The 25,856-nt window shown below is 41.3% G+C and carries 22 protein-coding genes; 1 reads left to right on the top strand and 21 read right to left on the bottom strand.

What is annotated here, in order from left to right:
• Nucleotides 1-2: 2 nt before the first annotated feature.
• The 15 genes from nrdR to citZ form a co-directional block, all read right to left on the bottom strand.
• Nucleotides 3-497: a transcriptional regulator NrdR gene (gene nrdR / locus AU377_RS01155; RefSeq protein WP_067402848.1), complete on the bottom strand. Its 495-nt coding sequence runs from the start codon at nt 495-497 to the stop codon at nt 3-5.
• A 158-nt stretch (nt 498-655) separates the two neighbouring features.
• Complete coding sequence (locus AU377_RS01150) at nt 656-1,696, bottom strand: glyceraldehyde-3-phosphate dehydrogenase (RefSeq protein ID WP_067402845.1); 1,041 nt, start codon at nt 1,694-1,696, stop codon at nt 656-658.
• Nucleotides 1,697-1,824: 128 nt separating this feature from the next.
• On the bottom strand, nt 1,825-2,415 hold the full coding sequence (gene coaE, locus AU377_RS01145; protein ID WP_067402841.1) for a dephospho-CoA kinase: 591 nt from the start codon (nt 2,413-2,415) through the stop codon (nt 1,825-1,827).
• Nucleotides 2,416-2,436: 21 nt separating this feature from the next.
• The gene (gene mutM / locus AU377_RS01140) at nt 2,437-3,309 is read right to left on the bottom strand and encodes a bifunctional DNA-formamidopyrimidine glycosylase/DNA-(apurinic or apyrimidinic site) lyase (RefSeq protein ID WP_067402838.1); all 873 of its coding nucleotides are present in this window, start codon (nt 3,307-3,309) and stop codon (nt 2,437-2,439) included.
• A gap of 9 nt (nt 3,310-3,318) precedes the next feature.
• The gene (polA, locus tag AU377_RS01135; protein WP_067402834.1) at nt 3,319-5,946 is read right to left on the bottom strand and encodes a DNA polymerase I; all 2,628 of its coding nucleotides are present in this window, start codon (nt 5,944-5,946) and stop codon (nt 3,319-3,321) included.
• A gap of 158 nt (nt 5,947-6,104) precedes the next feature.
• Nucleotides 6,105-6,911 carry an EcsC family protein gene (locus tag AU377_RS01130; protein ID WP_067402831.1) on the bottom strand — a complete coding sequence of 269 codons (807 nt, stop codon included), beginning with the start codon at nt 6,909-6,911 and terminating at the stop codon, nt 6,105-6,107.
• A gap of 57 nt (nt 6,912-6,968) precedes the next feature.
• Complete coding sequence (locus AU377_RS01125; protein ID WP_067402828.1) at nt 6,969-7,577, bottom strand: serine/threonine protein kinase; 609 nt, start codon at nt 7,575-7,577, stop codon at nt 6,969-6,971.
• 308 nt (nt 7,578-7,885) lie between these two features.
• Nucleotides 7,886-8,893 carry a protease modulator HflC gene (gene hflC, locus AU377_RS01120; protein ID WP_067402826.1) on the bottom strand — a complete coding sequence of 336 codons (1,008 nt, stop codon included), beginning with the start codon at nt 8,891-8,893 and terminating at the stop codon, nt 7,886-7,888.
• Entirely contained in the window at nt 8,890-9,858 is a 969-nt protein-coding gene (hflK, locus tag AU377_RS01115; protein WP_067402823.1) for an FtsH protease activity modulator HflK, read from the bottom strand. Before hflK ends, hflC begins: the two co-directional genes overlap by 4 nt.
• Nucleotides 9,859-9,959: 101 nt before the next feature.
• A complete protein-coding gene (gene pnpS, locus AU377_RS01110; protein ID WP_067402820.1) occupies nt 9,960-11,378 on the bottom strand; it encodes a two-component system histidine kinase PnpS in 1,419 nt (472 codons plus the stop codon).
• Nucleotides 11,375-12,088 carry a response regulator transcription factor gene (locus tag AU377_RS01105; RefSeq protein WP_067402817.1) on the bottom strand — a complete coding sequence of 238 codons (714 nt, stop codon included), beginning with the start codon at nt 12,086-12,088 and terminating at the stop codon, nt 11,375-11,377. The genes pnpS and AU377_RS01105 overlap by 4 nt, the downstream gene beginning before the upstream one ends.
• Nucleotides 12,089-12,106: 18 nt before the next feature.
• Nucleotides 12,107-12,583, bottom strand: a complete 477-nt coding sequence (locus AU377_RS01100) for a MaoC/PaaZ C-terminal domain-containing protein (RefSeq protein WP_067402814.1) — start codon at nt 12,581-12,583, stop codon at nt 12,107-12,109.
• Between the two features lie 96 nt (nt 12,584-12,679).
• On the bottom strand, nt 12,680-13,618 hold the full coding sequence (mdh, locus tag AU377_RS01095; protein WP_067402811.1) for a malate dehydrogenase: 939 nt from the start codon (nt 13,616-13,618) through the stop codon (nt 12,680-12,682).
• A 78-nt stretch (nt 13,619-13,696) separates the two neighbouring features.
• Nucleotides 13,697-14,965: an NADP-dependent isocitrate dehydrogenase gene (gene icd, locus AU377_RS01090; protein ID WP_067402808.1), complete on the bottom strand. Its 1,269-nt coding sequence runs from the start codon at nt 14,963-14,965 to the stop codon at nt 13,697-13,699.
• An 80-nt stretch (nt 14,966-15,045) separates the two neighbouring features.
• Entirely contained in the window at nt 15,046-16,161 is a 1,116-nt protein-coding gene (citZ, locus tag AU377_RS01085) for a citrate synthase (RefSeq protein WP_067402805.1), read from the bottom strand.
• A gap of 352 nt (nt 16,162-16,513) precedes the next feature.
• Between citZ and AU377_RS01080 the strand changes: the two genes are divergently transcribed.
• Nucleotides 16,514-17,485 (top strand): AI-2E family transporter, encoded by a 972-nt coding sequence (locus AU377_RS01080; RefSeq protein WP_067402802.1) that lies wholly within the window; start codon nt 16,514-16,516, stop codon nt 17,483-17,485.
• Here AU377_RS01080 and AU377_RS01075 read toward each other — a convergent pair.
• From AU377_RS01075 to AU377_RS01050, 6 genes are all read right to left on the bottom strand, one after another.
• Entirely contained in the window at nt 17,472-17,855 is a 384-nt protein-coding gene (locus tag AU377_RS01075; protein ID WP_067402800.1) for an FxsA family protein, read from the bottom strand. The genes AU377_RS01080 and AU377_RS01075 overlap by 14 nt on opposite strands.
• A gap of 59 nt (nt 17,856-17,914) precedes the next feature.
• Nucleotides 17,915-19,675: a pyruvate kinase gene (pyk, locus tag AU377_RS01070; RefSeq protein ID WP_067402796.1), complete on the bottom strand. Its 1,761-nt coding sequence runs from the start codon at nt 19,673-19,675 to the stop codon at nt 17,915-17,917.
• 21 nt (nt 19,676-19,696) lie between these two features.
• Complete coding sequence (gene pfkA, locus AU377_RS01065; RefSeq protein ID WP_067402793.1) at nt 19,697-20,656, bottom strand: 6-phosphofructokinase; 960 nt, start codon at nt 20,654-20,656, stop codon at nt 19,697-19,699.
• Between the two features lie 127 nt (nt 20,657-20,783).
• Nucleotides 20,784-21,737 (bottom strand): acetyl-CoA carboxylase carboxyltransferase subunit alpha, encoded by a 954-nt coding sequence (locus AU377_RS01060; protein ID WP_067402790.1) that lies wholly within the window; start codon nt 21,735-21,737, stop codon nt 20,784-20,786.
• Nucleotides 21,730-22,551 (bottom strand): acetyl-CoA carboxylase, carboxyltransferase subunit beta, encoded by an 822-nt coding sequence (gene accD, locus AU377_RS01055; RefSeq protein WP_253724362.1) that lies wholly within the window; start codon nt 22,549-22,551, stop codon nt 21,730-21,732. The genes AU377_RS01060 and accD overlap by 8 nt, the downstream gene beginning before the upstream one ends.
• A gap of 224 nt (nt 22,552-22,775) precedes the next feature.
• The gene (locus tag AU377_RS01050) at nt 22,776-25,856 is read right to left on the bottom strand and encodes a DNA polymerase III subunit alpha (RefSeq protein WP_172794003.1); all 3,081 of its coding nucleotides are present in this window, start codon (nt 25,854-25,856) and stop codon (nt 22,776-22,778) included.

Below are 25,856 nucleotides of genomic sequence, written 5' to 3'. Positions count from 1 at the left end.
TGTTAGTCTGTTTTACGTTGAGCATCCTCTAGTTTTTCACAGCTTTTTCGGTTTTGCAACTTCTGTAATTCCTCGATGAAAAAGTCGATATCTTTGTACTGGCGATAAACGGATGCAAAACGGACATACGCGACTTCATCAACATCCGCTAACCGTTCCATCACCATTTCACCGACTTGATCGGATTGAATTTCCGAAACACCTGAACTTCTTAGATCTTTTTCAATCAAGTAGACGATGTTTTTTAAATCCTCCAAAGGAACCGGTCGTTTTTCACATGCTCGCAGAAGCCCGCGTAATAGTTTTTCACCACTAAACTCTTCTTGTGAACCGTCTTTTTTCACGACAATTAACGGCATATATTCCACCTTTTCGAACGTCGTAAAACGGAACCCGCACTTTTCACATTCCCTGCGACGCCGAATCGATCTGCTTTCTTCTGCCGGTCTAGAATCGACGACCCGGGTGCCATTGTAATGGCAAGCTGGACATTTCATAATTGTTTCCACCGCTTTTCCGTAAATAGTAGTATTATTATAACAGAAAACCATATAGGGATAGGTTTTTCAAGTAAATCTTTCCCTCAGTTCAATAGAACGAGAAAAACGTCCTACCGTCATCTCGTCTTGGTAGGACGCTTTTCATCACATTTATTTTAGGCGTTCATTTTAAGGTCTTCTTTAGCGATTGACTTTAAACTATCAGCTACTTTTTTTGTCAATCCAACAACGCGTGCAGAATAACCCCATTCATTATCATACCATGCAAGTACTTTAACTTTGCGATCACCCATAACAATTGTTGAAAGTCCATCAATAATGGCAGACTCTGAAGATGTGTTGAAGTCGATCGATACAAGCGGCTCTGTTGTGAAACGAAGAATACCCGCAAGTGGTCCTTCAGCAGCCTTTTGGAATGCTTCGTTGATCATTTCGACAGTCACGTCCTTCTCGACATCTACAACTAGATCGACAAGGGAAACGTTTGGTGTTGGTACGCGTAATGCCATTCCATGAATTTTCCCTTCCAGTTCTGGAAGTACAAGAGACAATGCTTTCGCAGCGCCTGTTGAAGTTGGAATGATTGACTGTGCACATGCACGTGCACGACGAAGATCTTTATGCGGATTATCCAAGTTTTTCTGGTCGTTTGTATAAGCATGAACCGTCGTCATTAAGCCGTTTACAATTCCGAAAGAATCATTCAATACTTTTACGACTGGTGCAAGACAGTTTGTTGTACAGCTCGCATTCGAAATGACTTCATGTTTTTTAATGTCAAGCTTGTCATCGTTCACACCCAGAACAATTGTGACATCCTCATTTTTACCAGGAGCTGTTAATAATACCTTTTTCGCGCCGGCATCTAGATGAAGTGCAGCTTTTTCACGATCATTAAAGACACCCGTTGCTTCAATTACAATGTCCACGCCAAGCTCTTTCCAAGGAAGTTTTGAAGGATCACGTTCAGCGATCAATTTCACACGCTTACCATTTACAACTAATGCATTATCTTCTGCAATTACTTCACCATCAAATGTACCGTGATTTGTATCATATTTAATAAGGTGTGCCAATGTTTCCGCCGGATAAGATGCATTCACCGCAACAATATTAAGATCATCCTCAAGAATCATTTGACGAAATACCATTCTACCAATTCGTCCAAACCCATTAATCGCAATTGAAGTAGCCATAATTCAAGTCCTCCCGCGTCTGTGTTATACTTTTTCTATATCATATGGTAATTAGTATAACATATTTCAAACAAAATGAAAGTCTCTAATGAATAAATAGAATATTCTCGCCATTGCGTTGTTTTGGGTTAGATGTTCCATGCCTCAATTAGCGTATTTAATTGACGCTCCGTTTCCGCCAATGTACCATTATTATGAATAATAGCATCTGCCCGTTTTTCTTTGTCCGCCACCGGAATTTGTGATTGAATCCGCTTTTTGGCTTCTTCTTCCGATAACACATTTCGATCCATAAGCCGCCTTAATTGCACTTCTGGTGTAACGGAGACGACAAGTATTTTTTCAACATATGATTCCAGTTTGCTTTCAAACAAAAGTGGAATATCCATAATGATCGTGCCCGCGCCTGCTGCGATCCATTTTTCTTTTTGAGACAACATTTCTTTACGAATAGCGGGATGAATGATGCCGTTTAGTTTTTCGCGTTCGGCAGGATGTGTAAAAATCCATTCCCCCAGCCGTTCTCGGTTTAACGAACCATCTTCACGAATAAACTCCATCCCAAATTGTTGTTGAATCTCTAATAGTGTGGGACTGCCGGGCTCAACGACTAACCGCGCAATTTCATCTGCATCAACGATCGGATATCCCTTTTCCTTTAACATCTTGGACACAGTACTTTTACCACTAGCAATACTTCCTGTTAATCCGATAATCACTTTAGCCACAATCCCCTCGCATTACTTTTGACAAGCTGGGCAATAAACGGACGTTCGACCGGCAATTTTCATACTTTTTGTCTCTTTCCCGCAATCTGGACAAGTTTTTCTGCCGTACATTTTAAGCCGATCCTGCATCGTCCCCGCCTGTCCATTGATATTCCGGTAATCAGAAATAGAGCTGCCTCCCGCATCGATGCTCTCCTGTAAAACATCAACAATTACGCGAAATAATTCCTTTTTCTTTTTTTCGCTAATTCGATCCGCTGTTCTAGCAGGATGGAGGCCCATCTTAAATAACGCTTCTGTCGCGTAAATATTGCCGCATCCCGAAATGACATGCCCATCCATGATCACTTCTTTAATCGGCTTCTTATGGTATTTTGGTGTAGCTGCCATTGAAAGAAAATATTCACAAGCCCCTTCGTCAAATGGTTCTGGTGCCATTTTAAGAAGCGACGGATGATCTGATTCACAGCCTAGAAGTCTTAATTCCCCAAAGCGGCGAATATCTGAATAGACGAGTAATCGACCATTGCCCAATGTCAAAATGACATGGGCATGGTTCCTAAATTTCGCTTCGGGTATTTGGTCAACCGTTTCAACTGAAAACCAAGCACCAGACATGCCTAGATGGCTTACAAGCAAACAGGTTTTTTCGTCTTTCATTAATTGGAAGTAAATATATTTGCTTCTCCTCGTCACTTCGGAAATCGTCATTCCTACTAACTGTTCTGCAAACTCTTCAACAGGGATTCCTTTTATGATTGTTTCTTTACCAAGCTGCTTCGATTCAATGACCGTTTCAGATACAGTTACAGATTGAATGGTTTGACCGATCGAAACAGGTTGCAGTGCACGAACAACTCCTTCTACCTCTGGCAATTCAGGCATAGCATTCCCTCACTTCGTATCATACCAAGACAAACCATACGCCCAATCAACTTTAAGCGGCACCTTTAACGAGATCGCATTTTCCATCACTTCTGGTACGATTTGTTTCAGTTTTTCAAGTTCTTCTTGGGGCGCTTCGAAAATTAACTCGTCATGTACTTGTAGCAGCATGCGTGTTTGCATATTCTCTTCTTTAAGTCTTTCCGCCATATCAATCATCGCTTTTTTAATGATGTCTGCCGCACTTCCTTGGATCGGTGTGTTCATCGCAGTTCTTTCAGCAAAACCTCTTAAATTGAAATTCGAACTTGTAATTTCCGGTAAATAACGTCTTCTATTTAAGAGTGTTGTGACATATCCTTTCATTTTTGCATCTGCCACGATATCATCCATATATTGCTTGACGCCTGGAAAGCTCGCTAAATACGTATCGATAAATTGCCCTGCTTCTTTTCGTGTAATGTTTAAGTTTTGCGATAAACCATAATCACTAATTCCATAAATAATGCCAAAGTTAACAGCTTTTGCGGCGCGGCGCATGTTAGACGTTACTTCTTCTTGACCGACACCGAATACATCCATCGCTGTTTTCGTATGGATGTCCGCTCCTTCCCTGAACGCTTCAATTAACTTTTCGTCTTTAGAAATGTGTGCAAGTACGCGCAACTCAATTTGGGAATAGTCTGCTGCAAACATATACCAACCGGGCTCCGATGGGACAAAGGCAGCCCGAATTTTCCGGCCTTCCTCTAAGCGGATCGGTATGTTTTGCAAGTTTGGATTAATGGAGCTTAAACGTCCAGTCGTTGTAAGAGCTTGCTGGAATCGCGTATGAATTTTTCCATCCTCATGGATTTCTTTTGATAACCCTTCAATATAAGTGGAATTCAGTTTGCCTAATTGACGGTACGTTAAAATATGACCGATAATTTCATGTTCGCTTTCAAGTTTTTCAAGTACATCGGCTGCCGTTGAATAGCCTGTTTTTGTTTTTTTAATTGGTGTAAGACCAATTTTTTCAAATAAAATGACACCAAGCTGTTTGGGAGAATTAATGTTGAATTTTTCTCCAGCCATTTCATAGATAACTTTTTCTAGCTCTTGAAGTCTTGCTGTTAGTTCTGCCCCGATATTTTGCAACGTTTGCAGATCTGCTTTCACGCCAGTGGATTCCATTTTCCAAAGAATCTTTGCAAGCGGAAGCTCAAGTTCATGATACAGCTCAAATTGGCCATTTTCCTTTAGTCTATCTTCTAATTTAGCACGCAACATCCAAATGGCTTTTGCTTTTCTGCTTGCATGTTCTGCGACTTCTTGTTCTGATGGTACGGATTTTTTGGCGCCTTTTCCATAGACCACCTCATCTTGCTCAACATCCGTTAAGCCAAATTCGCGTGTAATGGATGCAACATCCGTTTGAGAGAGGGATGGATTGACAATGTACGCCGCAAGGACAAGATCGAATTCCAAACCTTGTACTTCAACTCCACGTTCTAGTAGGGCAGCATAGGCTGCTTTAGAATCCGATGTAAATTTCTTTTTTGTTTCATCTTGCAACCAGTTTTTGAATGCTTCAGATTCAAGCGCAACAGATGTCGGGGCAAATAGTACTTGATCTTCATCCGCCAAACTAAAGCCTAGAATGTCTGCTGTTAAATAATTTTCGTCCATCATTTCAACATGGAACGCCATTACACCTTTCAGATCCGCGTCCGTAAGTTCAGATACAATCTTCACTTCAATTTCGGCCATCGGTTCCGAGGATGCTTCCGGTGCAATTTTATCTAATAATGTTTTGAATTTTAGTTCGCTGTAAATATCAACTACTTTTTCCATATCCGGCCCACTGTAAGATAACTCATCAAGTGAAACAGTAATCGGTGCGTTCACCTCAATTGTCGCCAATTCTTTACTCATAAAAGCTTGACGCTCATTTTCTGTTAAATTCTCTTTTAATTTTTTGGCCGTAATTGTTCCAAGGGATTCATAAACTTTTTCGATCGAACCAAATTCCTTCAATAGCTTTAATGCTGTTTTTTCACCAACACCTGGGACGCCTGGAATGTTATCGGAAGGATCTCCCATTAATCCTTTCATGTCGATAATTTGATGCGGCTGGATGCCATACTTTTCAAAAACATGATCCGGTGTAAATTTTTCAATATCCGTTATGCCTTTGCGGGTAATATAGACAGTTGTATGCTCACTTGCAAGCTGTGTTAAGTCTTTATCCCCTGAAATGACAACGACTTCCATCTCTTCCCCGTCTCCTGCCTGACTGAGCGTGCCGATGATGTCATCCGCTTCATATTGGTCAAGCTCGTATTGCGGGATGTTGTAAGCTTCTAATAGTTTTCGTAAATAAGGGAATTGTTCGGATAGCTCAGGCGGTGTTTTTTGCCTGCCTCCTTTATACTCTCCAAATGTTTTATGACGGAATGTCGTCTTTCCGGCATCCCATGCAACGAGTATATGTGTCGGCTTTTCATCCGCAAGAATATTTTGCAACATCATCGTAAATCCGTAGACAGCATTCGTATGGATCCCGCTATCATTTGTTAATAAAGGCAATGCGAAAAATGCCCGATACGCAAGGCTATTGCCGTCCAATAAGACGATTTTCTTTCTAGTCGTCATCGAATCAACCACTCCTCATTCATCGTTCTATATTTAATCAAAAAAGAACGTCATCTTCATTTATCTTACCACTTCAGGCAGGTTAAATGAAAATGACGTGTCATGCGATACTATAAATAAGGCCAAGCAGACTTTTCTGTATGGCCAATTGGTGGGAATCAATACACAGTCTCAGACTTCCTTATTCTTTCAATAATTCTTCTTTTCCGATAAAGCATTTTGCCTGCTTCCCCAATATCATTAAGTGCCGAACGATTAATGAACGCACCAAACACTAGGCCTGCTATAGGGATCATTTGAAAAAGCTTTTTCCAACCCATTCCATCCCGATAGGAAAAAACAACTTCACGCCAGCCCTGCATCTCAGAAAGCACTTCGCGTTTTGAGGCAGCAGTTGGATCATTGAAGTTAGACAGTTGCGTCAAGATCGCTTGTTTCCCGACAATATCGGCGGAAACAAATTGTAAACATTTTACGATAAACAAACGCTCTTCTTTGTCATTTGGATCATACCCATAACAAAGGGCAATGTCTTGTAACGTCTTTAATTGCAAACCAAGTAACAACGGGATGTCAACCGTTAACGTGAAAACGCCGCCAATGCCAGTAGTCGCACCTTGCAGCGCCGCAAGATTTTTTCTATTGCTTGTTATTTTTTCAACCGTATCATCCATTGTAGAGATGGAAAGCTTCTGAACATCTTCCAATGTCCCGATCATCATCGTGGGATAATAATCAGGAATCTTGGAAGCCGAACTTAAATAACGCCCGCCAGTTTGAATATACTTACCAAGCTCATCCAACAATAATCCGATTTTCTGTTGTATAAAATTCGGTGTCCATTTATCAATTAACTTAAAGGGATAACGCCCAATCTTTTCCCAAAACCATAAACCGCTTTGATCTTTCTCCCAACTCTCTACTTTTTTTAGTTCTTCTGCCAGCCATTCTTTAGATTCAGTCACTTTGCATATTTCCTCCTTCTTTTCCTTGATCTATCCAACTCTTTATCCACCGAGTGATCATGCCCGATATGATGGGATCCATCCTTTTTTATATAGAAACGCAAGGATATTCAGAAAATGAGAAGACACTTTCTTCGGAAAAAAACATTTTGTATACAACTGATCATAAGCTTTTTTCAAATTCATCCATTGTCTACAATCTTTCATTTGTCTAAATCGTGCCACATCAATGATCATGATTTCATCGGTGTCAGTGAGAAAAATATTTCGTAAATGGATATCAGATGGATTCAATCCCCGTTCCGCCGCCAAGGATAAGGCATGATCAATTTCTTTTATATGCGCTTTCGTAATGATCTTTCCTTTAGACAATCTTTCAAAAAGCGTAAGCCCTTCGATATAATCCATAACAATATAATTCAATCCCGATTCATAAATTGCCGGGTAATAAGGAATATCTTGAAGTATTTTATAAATAGCAGCTTCTTCTTTCGCAATATGGGAATAAGCCGGAAAAAATATTTTAATGGCTTTCCCAGATGACTGAATTCTAAACACGAATGCACTTCTGCCTGTTCCGATATGTTCTAATGCATCACCGTAACTGATTAAACGATTCTTCCCATCAATATGGACCGTCTTGGCTAGCGTTTCATACGTAGACAAAATGTAACCTCCAATAAAAATAAAATAAAACAAGGTGATAGTACCAATGATGGATCAAATCACCTTAAAAAAGACAAAAGACCTCACCAAATAATCGGTAAGGTCTCGCAAACAACTGTCGTTGTCAACAAAGCCGGAGGAAAAACCTCGTATTGACGACTTTGCTGGATAGCTACTCCCCTTAAAGGAAGTGAAACATTTATAATTGTAGGTTATAGTATAAGCGCTCTAAAACGTTGCGTCAATTCTAAAGGCCGCCTTCTTCGTCATATCAAAATGCTAACAGGATCCTATTCGAAAGGTCATGTTTACTCGAAATAACCCGTTAATACTTTCGCATATGGTGAATTGGCCGGAATAATAATCATCGTTTCATCGCCGACAGTTTTTGTATAGGATTGTAGTGTTCGATAGAGATTATAAAATTCTGGGTCTTTCGAGAAGGTCTCATTGTAAATTTTTGCAGCCTCAGCTTCACCTTCTGCGTGAATAATTGCGGCTTCTTTTTTAGCAGTTGCCAGCATTTCTTGAACTTCACGATCTGTCTCCGCCTCAATTCTTCGTTTTGCAGCATCTCCTTCGGATAAATACGTCTGTGCAGTCGATTCACGTTCAGAGATCATTCGTGTATAAATAGAGTGCTCGTTTTCCTCGGGAAGGTCAATGCGCTTCATGCGGACATCAATCACTTCAATACCAAAATTACCTTCTTCTAAAAATGCATTCACACGTTCCGTAACACGGTCATTTAAACTTCCGCGAGAAGAATTTTCATCGTTGACGACTTCTACATAATTGAGTTGACCAAGTTCTGTTCGTACAACAGAGTAAATAAATTCTTCCATACGCATTTCAGCATTAATAATATTTCTAGCATTCGCAATCATTTTCGCAGGATCTGTTATTTTCCACACCGCATAATTATCAATAATGATGCGTTTTTTATCCCTCGTGTTAATTTCTGCTTCTGAGACATTATACGTCATTTGGTTTTTCGGAAGAGAAGTGACACTTTGAATGAAAGGTATTTTCATATTGATACCCGGTTCTTTTACGATACGTTTAATTTCCCCAAATTGACGGACGACCTTATACTCATTTTCTTTTACGATAAATATATTGGCTACTGCAATGACCAAGATCGCAAAGAGTATTGTAGCGACGAAAGCTGGTTTCGCATATTTTTTAACATCCACTGGTTTTTTAGGCATATTTGTAATCTTTGAATCGCCACCGCCTTTTTGTTGTTTTGACCGCCCACGTTCTTTGAATTTTTCTTCTATACTTTTAAATGGATTTTGGTTATTATTCGTCATTCTTTCTTGCCCCCTTCCTCGTTATTTGCTGGCGGAGGTGTTTGGTTTTCCAATTGTTGCAGTGGTAAATACTTAACCGTTTCCCCTTGGTCGTTCATAATGTAAATCTTAGCTTTCGGCAATACTTGCTCTAACGTTTCCATGACGAGACGCTGTCTTGTAATTGCCTTATTCGTTACATATTCGGAATGGAGCTTTGAGAAGAGTGCAACATCCCCACGCGCTTGCTCAATACGGGCTGTTTTCTGTCCAAGGGCACGTGATTTAACCGCGTCAACTTCTCCCATCGCTTCGTTTTTCTTTTGGTTTTCATATTTTTGTGCTTCGTTTATTTTCGTATTTTTTGTTTCACGGGCATCCGTAACTGCTGTAAATGCAGCCCGAACCTCATCGTTCGGTAGTTCAACGTCTTGTAACTTGACGCCTTGGATCGCGATTCCGATATCATATTTTCCAATCAATGTCGTTAATAATTCTCTCGTTTGCGCCTCAATTTCCGCTTTTCCGTCGGTTAATGCCGCGTCAATGGTCGAGCTTCCAATAACAGAACGAATTGAGGCTGACGTTGCATCATGTAAAATCTCCTTCGGGTTTTGTGAGTTGAACAAATATTTTTGCGGTTCCGTAATTTTCCACTGCACGACAAGGTCTGTCAGAACGATATATTCGTCTCCAGTAATCATTTTTGTTTCCTTATCGAACGATACGAGTTCTCCTCCCGCATCTTGTTTATAACCGAATTGAAGACTGTAGGTCTCCTTCGACAATTTTTCAACATGCTGAATCGGCCATGGCAGTTTAAAGTGCAAACCAGAATCTGTTATTGTGGCGTCTGCGTTTCCGAAAGTAATCACAACAGCTTGTTCCGATTCATCAACTGTATACCATGTTGTAAATCCAACTATGATGAGCAGAATGCCAACAACCGCCATTCCGATCGCCATCATTAATCGGCGTGTACCCATGTAATAGCCCCCTTATTGTATGTATAATTCTTTTACGAACAAGCAGCTTAAAAGTTTCATATCCTTCAAAAAAAAAAAAAAAACGACCCGGCTTCGGATCGTTAATGTGGTTGTTGTAATGGTAGTTGAATTCGGAATTCGCTTCCAACCCCAATCGTACTTTCTACTTCAACCGTTCCGTGATGTGCTTCAACAAGATGCTTAACGATTGCCAAACCAAGTCCCGTTCCACCAGAATCCCGACTTCTTGCCCGATCCACTCGATAGAAGCGTTCAAATAATCGCGGGAGTTCGGATTGCTTAATGCCAATTCCTTGATCTTTTATGGAAATGAGCACACTTGTATCCACTTGTTCAATTGTAATCGTTATCGTCGTCAATTCCCTCGAGTAACTAATCGCATTCGTTAGCAAATTGACCATCACTTGCATCAGTCTGCTTTCATCCCCTTGAATCACAATATCGTCTGACCCATGTACTACGGCTTTCATCTCTTTACGTTTCAATTTCCCAAGAACTATTTTTAATGCTTCATCAATCATTGGTTTAATATGCACAGGAGCGATTTGCAGCGAAAACCCTTCTCTTTCGGCACCCGACAATACAAGCAAATCTTTAATGAGCACGTGGAGTCTTTCGCTTTCCTTTTGAATGATTTGAAGAAATTCCTTAAGGATTTCCGGGTCATCCATTGCGCCATCTAATAACGTCTCCGAGAAACCTTTAATCGATGTCACCGGAGTGCGCAGTTCGTGTGAGACATTTGCCACAAAATCTTTTCGCACTTCCTCTAAACGAATTAGCTTCGTAATATCGTGCATCACAACAATGATCCCAAGCCAATTACCATGAATTCCAATAACCGGAGCCCCGTAAACATTCATATAGATACTATAGCCGCTGTCTGACTGGATCCGCACTTGTTTTTCGTGAACTTTTTCAGTCATAAACACTTCTTCAATCAAATGGGCAATATCGGCAGGTAATCCAATTTCCTTTACTGTTTTCCCGACCAACTCATCTTTTGAAAAGCCAAATGTCTTTTCGAATACACCATTTGCCAAATTGACAAATCCTTGCCGTCCAAATGTAAGCAAACCGCTGCCCATACTTTCAATAAGGGTTTTTAGCCGTTCTTGTTCTGTCGTTTGGTGTGTCGACATTTCTTGCAGACTTACTGCAATTGTATTGATAGCATTTGCTAATTCCGAATCATATTCCGGATCTTCCGTTTGAATGCGAGTAAAATAATCCCCCTTTGCAATTTGAATGGCCTTTTTCGTTATTTCATCCACAGGCTTTGCGTACTGCCGCATCATTTTTGCTGCTATAATCATTGAGAGCAAGAAGGCAATGATTAAAATTGTGATAAGAAAAATCCAATATTTCACTCGAACTGTCAATTCAATATCATCAGCAAATAATGGAAAAAACTGGCCTAGGACAATGCCAAGACCAGTTAATAGTATTGAAAAAAGGATAGCGCAGGCCATGACTAAACGACTATAAAAACCTTTCATGACAGTTTGGTCTCCTCGAATTTATAACCGATTCCTCTCACTGTCTTAATATAAGTAGGTTTTCTCGTATTCTCCTCAATTTTTTCCCTTAAATGGCTAACATGAACATCTACAATTCTTGTATCCCCTGCAAAATCATAATTCCATACTGCACTTAATAGTTGATCGCGCGATAGCACGATGTTTTTATTTTGCATAAAATAGACAAGCAGTTCAAATTCCTTCGGTGTAAAATCTAATGCTTGATCATTTAAATACACTTCGTATCGATCCGGATAAACCGTTAAAGAACCGGATTTTAAAGTCGTTGATACAGCGACCGGCTCATTCCGTTCCCCACTTCGCCTTAAAACAGCTTTTACTCGCGCTAGCACTTCTCTTGGACTAAATGGTTTTGTCATATAATCATCAGCACCAATTTCAAGTCCCAAAACTTTATCTAGCTCATCACTTTTCGCTGTTAGCATAATGATTGGGATCGGAATCCCTTTTTTTCGCAACGTTTTGCAAACTTCAATTCCATCCATTTTAGGAAGCATTAAATCTAATAAAATTAAATCTGGATTTTCTTGTTCTGCTTTTTCAATCGCTTCTTTTCCATCTACAGCAAGAACCGTTTCGTACCCAACTTTCTGCAAATTATATTCTAATAGTGTACGGATGGGCTGTTCGTCTTCTACAATTAGGATTTTCTGTGATTCTACATTCATCTGTCTACCATTCTCCAATTAAAAGTTTTCCATCGCTTCAGAAATTAGTCTTTCAACAAGTTTCGGAGGAACGACTGAAACCGTTCCCGATATAACGATGTCTTCATTTTCATCTATTGCCTCAACTTGAATGACAACTTGATTTTCTTCTTTATTGACTTGAACAACTTCCAATAAAAAGTCGATCGTCGCATAATGAAAGACGGGTTTTGGAAAGGATAGATGCTGTTCGATGACATGGGAACCTGGACCCGGCAAATACTTGGACACTGCCGATGTTACTACGCCTATTAACATAATAGCTGGTACAACTGGTTTTTCAAAAGCTGTTTGAGAGGCAAAGTCATGCTGAATATACAGTGGGTTACCATCATTTGTTAAGCCTAAGTAGAGAAGCAAATCTTTGTCTTCGATTTTTTCAGTTAGTTTGAGTTTCTCACCAACGGACATTTCCTCAATTTTTCTACCGATTCGCCGCTTTTTCCCCAATATCAAACTGTATTCCCCCTCCAAACGTTATTAGTAATAGTGTATCAATAGTTATAATAAAAATCGAGCGGCATAGCGCCGCTCGTTATTATCACTTTAAATTTATGCTAAAACGTTCATAACAGCCCTTACGGAATCTGCTGACTTACCAAGTGCAACTTTTTCTGTGTCTGTTAAATCAAGTTCAATAATTTTTTCGATTCCACCTGCGCCTAAAACCGTTGGAACGCCTAAGTAAATACCATCCATACCGTATTCACCTTCAAGATAAGCAATTGAAGGCAGAACACGCTTCTGATCTTTTAAGATCGCTTCTGCCATCTCAACGAGCGCTGCAGCAGGTGCGTAGTATGCAGAACCATTGCCTAGCAAGTTCACAATTTCCGCGCCGCCTTTTCGTGTTCGATCCACAATTTCTTCTAGACGATCCGCTGGTATTAGTTTCTCAAGCGGAATACCACCAGCATAAGAGTAACGAACGAGTGGTACCATGTCATCGCCATGTCCACCGAGAACAAAACCTGTTACGTCTTTTACAGAAAGATTTAACTCCTGCGCTACAAACGTACGGAACCGCGCAGTATCTAATATACCCGACTGTCCAATGACACGCTCTTTCGGGAATCCGGACTCTTTATAAACAGTATAAGTCATTGCATCAACAGGGTTTGTTAATACAATAATTGTCGTGTTTGGGGAATGCTTTACGACTTCGCTCGTAACGGCTTTCATGACTTTCTGATTTGTTTGAACAAGGTCGTCGCGGCTCATGCCTGGTTTACGTGCAATTCCAGCAGTAATAATGACGATATCTGAGTCTCTCGTTTCATTATAATCAGATGTCCCAATAATGTTTACATCGAAACCTTGAACAGGGCTCGCTTCAAGCATATCAAGCGCTTTCCCTTTCGTTGGATTTTCCATTTGAGGAATGTCTACAAGAACAACATCACATAATTCTTTCTGCGCTAGAAGAAATGCTGTTGTCGCACCGGTAAATCCGGAGCCAATTACCGAGACTTTTTTTCGTTTCATTGTCATAAGGAATTCCTCCTTTAAATTAAATACAACATAAGGAGAAGGTTACACCCTTCTCCTTATGTTTGCAACTTATAAAACTTATAGATTTTTAATTAATTCATCTGCAAACTCAGATGCTTTTACTTCTGTTGCGCCGTCCATTAGACGTGCAAAGTCATACGTGACAACTTTAGATGCAATTGTTTTTTCGATCGAAGCAGTAATCATATCTGCTGCTTCTTTCCATCCCAAGTGTTCGAGCATAAGGACACCTGAAAGAAGAACAGATGATGGGTTTACTTTGTCGAGACCTGCATATTTCGGAGCTGTACCGTGCGTTGCTTCAAAAATAGCATGTCCTGAATCGTAGTTAATGTTCGCACCCGGTGCAATTCCAATTCCGCCGACTTGCGCAGCAAGTGCATCAGAAATGTAGTCCCCGTTCAAGTTCATTGTTGCAACAACGTCAAACTCTTTTGGACGCGTTAAGATTTGTTGTAGGAAAATATCTGCAATCGCATCTTTAACGATAATTTTCCCTGCTGCTTCCGCATCTGCTTGTGCCTTGTTTGCAGCGTCGGTGCCTTCAGCTTCTTTAATCTTGTCATATTGTCTCCAAGTGAACACTTTGTCACCGAATTCTTGTTCAGCAACTTCGTAACCCCAGTTAGCGAATGCACCTTCTGTGAACTTCATAATATTTCCTTTATGAACGAGCGTCAATGACTTACGGCCTTCTCTAATAATATAGTTCAAAGCACCGCGTACAAGACGTTTTGTTCCTTCTTCAGAAACTGGCTTAATACCAATTCCGGAAGTTTCAGGGAAACGGATTTTGTCAACACCCATTTCATTTTGTAGGAAATCAATTAATTTTTTGACTTCTGCAGAGCCTTGTTGGTATTCAATGCCCGCGTAAATATCTTCTGTATTCTCACGGAAAATGACCATATCACAATCTTCAGGACGTTTTACCGGAGATGGGACACCTTCAAAGTAACGAACTGGGCGCAAGCAAGTGTAAAGATCCAACTCTTGACGAAGCGCAACGTTTAATGAGCGGAACCCGCCGCCGATTGGCGTTGTTAAAGGTCCTTTAATCGCGATTAGGTACTCTTCAATTGTATCTAGTGTTTCTTGCGGCAACCATTCACCAGTTTCATTGAATGCCTTCTCTCCAGCAAGAACTTCTTTCCAAACAATTTTTTTCTGTCCGTTGTATGCTTTCTCGACTGCCGCTTCTAGTACACGAGAAGCCGCATGCCAGATATCAGGACCCGTACCATCACCAATAATAAAAGGAATCACTGGTTGATCTGGAACATTTAAAACCCCGTTTGTTACTACAATTTTACCTTCGTTCGACATTCCAATTTCCTCCCTGCTTCAAAATCTGAGGGCTGATACATGATTGCATCGTCCCTTCAGTTGTCAGTTTCGATCTCTTTTTATCTTTCATTAATTGGTACATACTTTTGCATGCCTGGACCTGTATAGTCCGCACGCGGACGAATTAAACGGTTGTTTGAATATTGCTCAAGAATATGCGCAATCCAACCAGATACGCGAGATACCGCAAAGATCGGTGTAAATAAATCATGATCGATCCCAAGTGAATGGTATACGGACGCCGAGTAAAAGTCAACATTCGGCGGCAACTGCTTTTCACCCGTGACGATCTCTTCTATTTTTCTCGACATATTGTAATATTTCTCTTCACCGCGCAACTTTGTCAGGCGTTTTGACATCTCACGAAGATGCTTCGCACGCGGGTCACCTTGACGGTAAACACGGTGGCCGAAGCCCATGATTTTTTCTTTGTTATTCAATTTTTCACGGATATACGATTCAACCTTTTCTTCAGAACCTATTTCCGTAAGCATTTTCATGACCGCCTCGTTGGCACCACCATGAAGTGGACCTTTTAACGCACCAAGCGCAGCTGTGATTCCTGAATACATATCTGAAAGGGTAGCTACACACACACGTGCTGTGAATGTAGATGCATTCAATTCATGGTCTGCATGTAATACAAGCGCTTTATCAAATGCCTCGATTGCAATTTCCTCTGGCTCTTGTCCAGAAAGCATGTATAAAAAGTTTGCTGCATAGCCGAGTTCCACTTTAGGTGCAACTGGTTCAAGTCCTTTGCGAATACGTGAAAAAGCAGTGACAATTGTTGCAATTTTCGCCTGAAGTTTAATCGCTTTTTCATAATTCGCCTCATTGGACATATCCTCTGCTTTGTCATCGTATAATCCGAGGAGGGATATTGCTGTGCGCAAAGCCGCCATTGGATGTACTTGATCGATTGCATATGATTTAAAATGAGCTAGAACTTCTTTGGGCACGGCCATTTCAGCCGCCAATTGCTTTTTAAGTTCTAACAACTCATTTTCTTTCGGCAGACGCTGATGCCATAGAAGGTAAACTACTTCTTCAAAACTGGCATTCTCTGCTAGGTCATCAATGTCATAGCCGACGTATGTAAGTGTGTCATCAATAATAGAACTAATTGCTGACTGTGTCGCTACAACTCCCTCCAACCCTTTTGTGGATGTCATAACTATCGCTCCTTCTTTCAGTTATCCGTTAATCGGTTCGTATGTACACTTTAGGATCAACGGCCTGATAATAATAGCAGCGGACTTCCTTCCCTTGTAATTCCTGGAAGGTCTTCTCTTCATCGCAACATCTCCCGCATACAAGCGGGCCAAGCACGTTGCTCCGCAAGCACTTCCCGTCCCCCCTCGCTGGTCCTTAACGTTAGAGAGTGTTTTCTATTTTGGAAAGGTAGTCTCTAAAAATGCTTTCAATGATCATTATAATCAATATTGTCAGTTTTGTGAATGAAAACGCACGTTTTTGTTTTTACATACTTTTTTATATAGTCTAAAAAGGAGATGAAAAAGAGCTGTGGATCGTCAGAAATATAGCATTTTTCGATCAAAAATGCTTAATTGGCTTCCTGCATTATTAGCAGGTATTTTTCTTTTTATCGTGCCTCCTGTTGCAATTGCCATTATCGTTGCCTACTTTACCGCCCCGCTTGTCAGTGCGATGCGGACAGTTACAAAACTCCCATTAACATTATGCGCACTATTTGTCATGATTTTAATGATTAGTCTATTTAGTGCATCTATTGTTATGGCGCTGACAGGCCTAATGGATATATTGCCAATTGTGGAGCTGCACATTGCACCCTTTACAACGAATACAGATCTTGTTGCCCAAATGTTAACATTTTTAGAGGGCAAAGTAATTGAATACGGACATGCGTTGCTCGAGTATGGGATTACTTTCATCAGTACAACATTCCAGCAATTGTTTAGCGTATTTATTTTTCTCATTGCCTATTTTTTTGCTTTACGTGAATCAGGAAAAAATCGTCTCTGGTTTCTCGTCTACTTTCCAACGAGACTTCGCCGTCCAGCAAAAAATATATTTTCAGAAGCAAGTAGATTGGTAGGCACTTTTATCTCAGTAGAAGCAAGATTAGTTTTTTTAACTTTTTTAATCATAATGATCGGCTTCTTTTTCCTGCAATTTCAAGCACCGGTCGGAACGGCATTTTTAATTTCACTAGCAGACAGTTTGCCATTTCTTGGAATCGGGTTATTCCTTCTGCCAATGGCTGCCTTTTTCCTCTATACAGATCAATTTTTTATCGGCATTTCGCTCATTTTACTTTATGTTTTCACGATGATTACTCGACAAATTGCCGAATCGTATATGTGGGCCTCAACTTTCCATTTGAAGCCCATTCATGCTTTCTTTATAACAGCTTGTTCCGTGTATCTATTTGGCCTACCCGGTATTCTATTGACACCTTTCCTTCTTTTCGCTGCTTTTAAAGTGAAGCAGCATCCCTTGTTTACAATATCGTAATTTGACCATTTTTCATTTTCTTATAAATCCATTTTAGGATGACTGGTCGAATAAGATTTCTAGGTCCTTGAAATAGCAGTAGGAATCCGACAAAATCTGTTATAAAGCCCGGCATAATTAATAGTAAACCACCGAAAAAAATACACACACTATCGATCAGGGCGTTCCCGGGTGTTTCCATTGTCGCCATTCGACTTTTCAAATCATGTAAAGCTTTCAAGCCTTGTTTTTTCGCAAAATAAGCGCCGCCCACTCCGGTTAACAAAATGATCGATATTGTTGGCATAAGCCCAAGTTCTTGTCCTGAATAGATCAGCAAAAAAAGTTCAGCTGCCGGGATTGCAATAAATAAAATGATTAGCCACTTCATCAAAGTATACCTCCAAAAAAGGCTGCTTTCTAAAATTCGAAAGCAGCCCGTCTATTTCCTTATAAAACACTTGCATGACCATTATAAATGACACCTGACTCAGCATCCATTGTGACGTCTTGGTTATGTGCAATAAGTTTCGTTGCATTTTCAACACCAACGATCACAGGTATGCCTAAACTGAGACCAACTACTGCCGCGTGACTCGTAAGCCCACCTTCTTCAGTTATTAATCCCGCACATTTTTCAATCGCAGGCATCATGTCACGATCAGATCCATTCGTTACAATAATCGCTCCTTGTGTATCTTGCTGAAGCGCATCATGCGAATTTGTAACGACGACAGCCTTACCAAATGCAACATTTTTTCCGATCCCTTGTCCGCGTGCAAGCATGTCTCCGATCACATGAATTTTCATTAAGTTTGTCGTCCCGGCCTTACCTACAGGAACGCCAGCAGTAATAATGACGACATCGCCATGCCCAACGTACTGATGCTTCACACTTTCTTCGACCGTTTCCTGTAAAATGCCGTCTATCGACGTTACTTTTTCACCAACAATCGGATAAACCCCCCAAGCAAGTGTTAGTTGCTGGGAACGGCTTTCATTTGACGTCATCGCGATGATTGGACAGCCTGGGCGATATTTAGCAATCATCCTTGCAGTTTGCCCACTTTCCGTCGGCGCAAGAATTGCTTTAACTTTGAGATTGATCGCTGTATAAGCGGCAGCTTGCCCAATGGCATCTGTCATATTTCCATGCTTCTCACGTCGACGGGTATTAACGACTGTTCGGTAATCAACAGCCCCCTCCGTTGTACGCGCAATTTTGTCCATCGTTAAAACAGATTCGACTGGATAAATCCCAGCTGCCGTTTCACCTGACAGCATAATTGCATCCGTACCATCCAAAATCGCATTCGCAACATCACTTGCTTCAGCCCGTGTTGGCCTCGGATTGCGTTGCATTGAGTCTAGCATTTGCGTTGCGGTAATGACAGGTTTACCTGCTTGGTTACATTTTTCGATGAGCCTTTTTTGAACGAGCGGGACTTCTTCGGCGGGAATTTCAACGCCTAAATCACCGCGCGCAACCATTAAACCGTCCGAAATCGCTAAAATTTCATCGATATTCATGACGCCTTCTTCATTTTCAATCTTCGGAATGATGTGCATATGGGAACCATTGTTTTTCTCTAAAAGCCCTCGTATTTCCATGACATCGGAAGGTCTACGGATAAAAGACGCCGCAATGAAGTCAATGCCTTCTCGAATACCGAATAAGATGTCTTCCGCATCTTTTTCCGTCATGCCCGGAAGTTGAACGGATACACCAGGTACGTTGACACCTTTTTTATCCTTCAAAACACCTGTATTCATCACTTGTGTATGAATTCGACCTTGTGCTATGTCTTTTCCGATCACTTCTAATTGTATTAGTCCATCATCTAAAAGAATCGTCGCACCTTCGTCTACATCTTCAATTAATTGATCATAAGAAATTGAAAAAACAGTTTCGTCTCCCAATACTTCTTGCATGGAAATATCAATTTGTTGCCCCGAAACAAGTTCGATTTGACCATCTCGCATCGCATGTGTTCGAATTTCAGGACCTTTCGTATCAAGTAAAATACCGACGATTTTCCCTTTCTTTCTTGCTACTTCCCGAATCGTTTCAATTCGTTTTTTATGTTCTTCATGGTTACCATGTGAAAAGTTTAGACGCGCAACATTCATTCCTGCATCAATTAGCTGCTCAAGAACTTCTGGTGACTCACTTGCTGGACCAATTGTACAAACTATTTTCGTTTTTCGCATCCCAATCGCCCCTTTATACTATTAGATGGAAAGCTCTTTAGAAAGCTTGTATAGATCTGCTTCCCATTCGTCATTTTTTTCAAAAACATCTTCCAAACTATAGTCTATCACTCGGTGTTTACGCATGCCAATTGCAACGCTGCCTTTTCCTTCTTTTAGTACTTCAACAGCTCGTGCGCCGTATTGGCTCGCAATGACACGGTCCCGTGCAGAAGGAGAGCCGCCGCGTTGAATGTGGCCGAGTACTGAAACTCTTGTCTCAATGCCCGCAACTTTTTTAAGTATGACAGCTAGTTCTGCGGCTGTCATCACACCTTCAGCAACAATAATAATGCTATGTTTCTTCCCTCGACCCGTACCGCTTCTAAGTCGATCAATAATTGCGGGCACTTCATATTTTTCTTCCGGGATCAAGATTGTCTCCGCACCAGCAGCTAGTCCAGACCATAGCGCAAGATCCCCAGCATCACGTCCCATTACTTCGATGATAAACGTGCGTTCATGAGAAGTAGCTGTGTCTCGAATTTTATCAATTGCATCGATTACCGTATTGAGTGCTGTATCAAACCCAATCGTAAACTCGGTGCCGTTAATGTCATTATCTATTGTTGCGGGCACACAAACGCATGGAAAACCAAGCTTCGCTAACTCATACGCCCCGCGGAAAGAACCATCTCCTCCGATCACGACAAGTCCTTCGATATCATTTTTCTTCAATTGTTCAAGTGCTTCCTCACGACCTTCTAGTGTGTGGAACTCCGGACTGCGAGCAGTTCGTAACATCGTGCCGCCGCGGTGAATAATGTCTCCAACCGATCCAAGCTGCAATAATTCAATTTTACCTTCAATGAGGCCCTGGTACCCATTAAAAACACCCGCTACTTCAAGTCCCTCGAAAATCGCTTTACGGACAACTGCACGCACAGCTGCATTCATGCCTGGTGCATCTCCGCCACTTGTAAGTACAGCGATCTTTTTCATTCGAATCACTCCTCCAAAATGTAACCATTTTAATGCTGGTTGAGTTCGTGCAAAAAAAACGGTAAAACCAGGCTTAAACTAAAAAGCAATTTAAACCTGGTTCTCCTCTTTTCGAGTTCTACAATTCTTATTCGGAAAACACACCGATTTCACGGAACTTTGTATAACGATCTTCTACAAGCTCCATTCCATCAAGCCCGCAAAGTTGATCGAGTGAGCGGCGGATGGAATGTCCGATTTGGGTTGCCTGCGCATTCGGATCACGATGCGCACCCCCTAACACTTCAGGGATGATCTCATCTATAATGCCCATTTCTTTTAAGTGCGGTGCAGTAATTTTCATCGCTTCCGCGGCCTGCTTTGCAAGACTTGCATCTTTCCACAAAATTGAAGCTGCTCCTTCGGGGGATATCACCGAGTACGTGGAATTTTCAAGCATATGGATATGGTTGGAAACCCCGAGGGCTAGCGCTCCACCGCTTCCCCCTTCTCCTATAACAATAGACACAACCGGCACAGTAAGTCCTGCCATTTCCACTAAATTACGTGCGATCGCTTCACTTTGCCCACGTTCTTCAGCGGCTTTTCCTGGATATGCACCCTTTGTGTCGATGAAACAAATAATAGGTCTTTTAAACTTTTCCGCTTGCTTCATTAAACGTAATGCCTTTCGATAGCCTTCTGGATGCGGCATACCAAAATTACGTTTCACATTTTCCTTCGTATCTTTTCCTCGTTGGTGACCGATCACCGTAATGGGCATCCCTTCATAAGATGCAATTCCACCAACAATTGCAGCATCGTCTCCATACGTCCGATCCCCATGGAGCTCCACAAAGTCTTCGAAAAGCTGTTGAATATAGTCGATCGTCGTTGGACGGTCTGGGTGCCTTGCCACTTGAACACGATCCCAAGGCGTCATATTGCTATAAATATCTACTTCTAAATTTTTTAATCGATTTTTCAATGTTTTAATCTCAACGGAGAGATCTACCTCGTTAGATGCAGTATATTCTTCAAGCTCCATAATTTTCTCTCGTAACTTTACGACTGGCTCTTCAAATGTTAATGTTTTACTCATTCTCTTTCGCCTCCCTGATGTGCAATCGCAAAATTTTGGAAAGCGTTTCTTTTAATTGAGCGCGATGAACAACGGCATCCAATTGACCGTGTTCAAGTAAAAATTCTGCCGTTTGAAAATCCTCCGGCAGTTTTTCTCTAACCGTCTGTTCAATGACACGTCTACCCGCAAAGCCAATGAGTGCTTTCGGTTCCGCCAGATTAATATCGCCCACTGATGCAAAGCTTGCCGAAACGCCGCCCGTTGTTGGGTAAGTCATGACGGATATGTAAAGCAAGCCTTTTTCGGCATGACGGTTAAGGGCAACACTTGTTTTCGCCATTTGCATAAGCGACAAGACCCCTTCTTGCATACGTGCACCGCCACTAGCTGAAAAGATAATCATTGGAATACCTAACGCCGTCGCTTTTTCAACCGCTCGGGTTATTTTTTCACCTACGACTGAGCCCATTGATCCCATTCGGAAATGAGCGTCCATAATGGCTACAGCGACTTCCTGCCCGTCAATATGACCCGTTCCTGTTAAAACCGCTTCATTCAATCCCGTTATAACGGCATCTGCTTCAATCTTTTCCATATAAGATGGAAACTGCAATGGATTTTCCGATTTTAATTGATCATCTATGGATTTAAATGTATCTTCATCAAAAAGACACGCTACCCGTTCAGCAGCTGTCATTTTGAAATGATGGTCACACTTCGTGCAAACTTTAAGAGACTTGTTCAAATCCTTCGTCAATAAGATCGTTTTACATTCCGGGCATTTCGTCATAAGACCTTCCGGCACATCATTCTTCGCATCATTGGAAGGCATCGTCACCGCTCGTTTTTTTCTGTTTTTCGTGAATATATCTCGAATCATTTTTTTCTTTCCCTTCTCTCACCTTCAACTAATTACATCCATTTTGTAATAGTTCTTTCATTAATTCACAACTCCTGCAAAAAAGTGGTCGGACCACTCCTGTTTAATAGAATACAGAAAACGCTATAGAACGTAAAGTGAAAGATGGCGATGCCCACTGAGCGCAAATACATAATCTAAGAAACGGCAGTCGCTTGGTGAACAATGATCTGCGGCTTTCCGGCACGATGTTCAACGACCCCCTCCACAATTAGCAAAGTCATTTCAGTCAAATCAAAGCTTAACGATGCATATTGCCTCGGAAAAAATGTGCAAGATATTTGGCCGGTTTCGTCTTGGATCGTCACAAATGCCATAGCTTCTCCTTTTTTAGTTCGAATGTGTCTGATCGCTGTAACAAGTCCAATCATTCGAACAAATTGTCCACCACTCATCGAAGGGATCATCGAAATGTCTTGATAAGCTTTTGGATCTGTTGTTTTTTTCACTTCAACAGCAGGATGCTCAGAAAGGTAAAAACCTAATACTTCTCGTTCAAATTCAAGCATTTGCATTCTCGTCATCGTTCCACCAGGAGTATATTTAGGAACAGCCCCGAAACTTATGATATCTGTCAATAAATCATTACCTTCTGTCGGACGGATAAAAAGCGCATGTGAGATCGCAGCATCAATGGAGGCAAGCAGGACAGCACGAGATTGTTCAAAGTCATCAAGGGCACCGGCTTTAACAAGTGGCACGACTACTTTCTCAACAAAAATCTTTCCACCTAAGGCACCCGCCATATCAAACAAAGTTTTCCACGGCCCACTTGATTGTCGTGCCTCTTTCAATACATTGTAAAATGTTGGGGAAATGCCTTTAATGGTGCCAAGACCGATTCGTATACGATCTTTTTCAACAGTATACAAATATTTACTTTTATGAACGGATGGCGGCAAAATGCTTATATTTTTAGCCTGTATTTCACGTAAGGCCTCCATCGTTTTTTCCTGGTTGCCAACTATGGATGATAACAATGCCGCATAAAAATAAGCAGGCTTGTTTGCCTTTAAATAGGCAAGTCGATAAGAAATAAGTGAATAAGCAACAGCGTGGCTTTTCGGAAAACCGTAATCGGCAAACTTCACGATTAAATCATAAACAGCGTGGGCAGTCTCCATGGGGAATCCGTTTTTCAACGCACTTTCTGTGAAGTGCGTTCTTTCTTGTTGTAGCAGGTCATGATGTTTTTTACTGACAGCTCGGCGCAGCAAATCTGCTTCTGCAACTGTATACCCTGCAAAGTGAACAGCGATTTGCATGATTTGTTCTTGATACACAATTACACCATACGTTTCTGCCAATATAGGTTCCAGTTGCGGGTGAATATAGTGTATTTTCTCATGATGATTTTTTCGCTTGCTATAGAGCGGAATCTGTTCCATCGGGCCTGGTCGATAGAGGGCATTGATGGCAAATAGATCTTCAAATTGTGTGGGTTGAATCGTTCTAAGCGCTTCTCGCATGCCCGCCGATTCAAACTGAAAGACCCCCGTCATATCCCCCGCCCTAAACAATTCAAATGTTTTCGGATCGTTCAATGGAATTTTTTCAAAATCTAAATACTTACCTTCATTATAAAAGATCATCTTGCGAATACGATCTAACAATGTCAAATTACGAAGGCCAAGGAAATCCATTTTCAAAAGACCTCTCTCTTCCACTTCGCCCATCGGCCACTGCGTCAAGTAAATGTCTTCTGCCCCGCTCTGAAGTGGAACAATCTCGACAAGCGGGATCGGAGAAAGAATTACACCAGCCGCATGTGTCGAAGCATTGCGCGGGAGCCCTTCGAGTTTTTGAACGGCGTCGGCCCATTGCTCTCGCATTGGATCCATCGCAATCCATTTTTGTAAAACGGAAGATTGAGCAATTACCTCTCCTATTTTAATACTTGAACGATCGGGAATTTCCTTCGTCATGAACGCCATTTCTTCATTCGTAAAGTCAAAAACACGTCCGACATTGCGGGCCACTGATTTTGCCGATAATGTACCAAATGTAATGATTTGTGCAACATGCGTTTTCCCATATTTGCGAGCGACATAGTCAATAACTTCTGCACGCCGGTCATCTGCAAAATCGATATCGATGTCAGGCATTGTCACCCGCTCAGGATTCAAAAACCGTTCAAAAAGCAAATCATATTTTAATGGATCAACATCCGTAATTCGAAGGGCAAACGCCACGAGAGACCCCGCCGATGAACCGCGTCCCGGCCCTGTTAATATGTTTGAACGGGCAGCAAAGCGCATGAAGTCTTCAACAATTAAAAAATAATCAGCAAATCCCATTTCCCCTATTATTTTCAGTTCGTATCGTAATCGTTCCAAATACTGCTCTCCCACTTGCCCAAGCCGGCTATTTAAGCCTTCCATACTATTTCTCTCCAAAACAGCAATAGATGTCTCCCCTTCTGGAACAGGAAACTTCGGCATTCTTACTTCGCGGGGCGGGATAGCCGCATTGCATGATAAAATCATATTTGCCGTTTGGTGCAGCCATTCGATCCGATCAGAAAACCATGAACTTAACTCGTCTTCTGTCGGCAGATGCGCCGAGGCAATGGAGTCACTTTCAAGTTCTTTTAGCTTGACACCGGTTCGAATCGCTTTGGCCACTTGATAGGAAAATGCATCTTCCCGATCAATGTATCTAGCTTCAACTACTGCAACAATTGTCGTTTCAGTAGTTGTAGCGATTTCAACAATTTTGTCTTCTTCTGTGTGTATTTTCCCATTCGGTCTACTCATACCGATGAACGTCATTGCATTCGTATGAACTCCTTCTTTGACCTGTTGAAATGATTGTAAGTCACGGAAATCCACCCAAGAATGGTCTGTGAGCGGACACACAATAATGCAACCCGAGCTGTATGCTTTTAACCAATGATATGGCAAAGTTTCACTTTCACGAATGGAAATTGCACTACTCATTTTCAATAAATTTTGGAATCCCTCATCATCTTTTGCATAGATATATAGAAGGACTGTTTCATTTTTCTTTATTTCCAATTGAACTGACAATCCAACGACGGGGCGAATACCATACTTTGTCATCTGCCGACAAAATGAATGCACGCCGTACAACTTGGAATTGACCATTGCGACGGCACTAGCCCCTCTTCTTTGAAGAAGTGGGGCTAGTTGGTCAAGCTTGATAATACTGCGCAGTAAATCTGCACCCGTCAGTACTTGCGGATAGACAAGTTCCAA

The sequence above is a fragment of the Sporosarcina sp. HYO08 genome, from assembly GCF_001563475.1.
Classification (GTDB): Bacteria; Bacillota; Bacilli; order Bacillales_A; family Planococcaceae; genus Sporosarcina.
The sequence above is the reverse complement of the archived record's forward strand: the minus strand, read 5'-3'. Positions and strand labels throughout refer to the sequence as shown.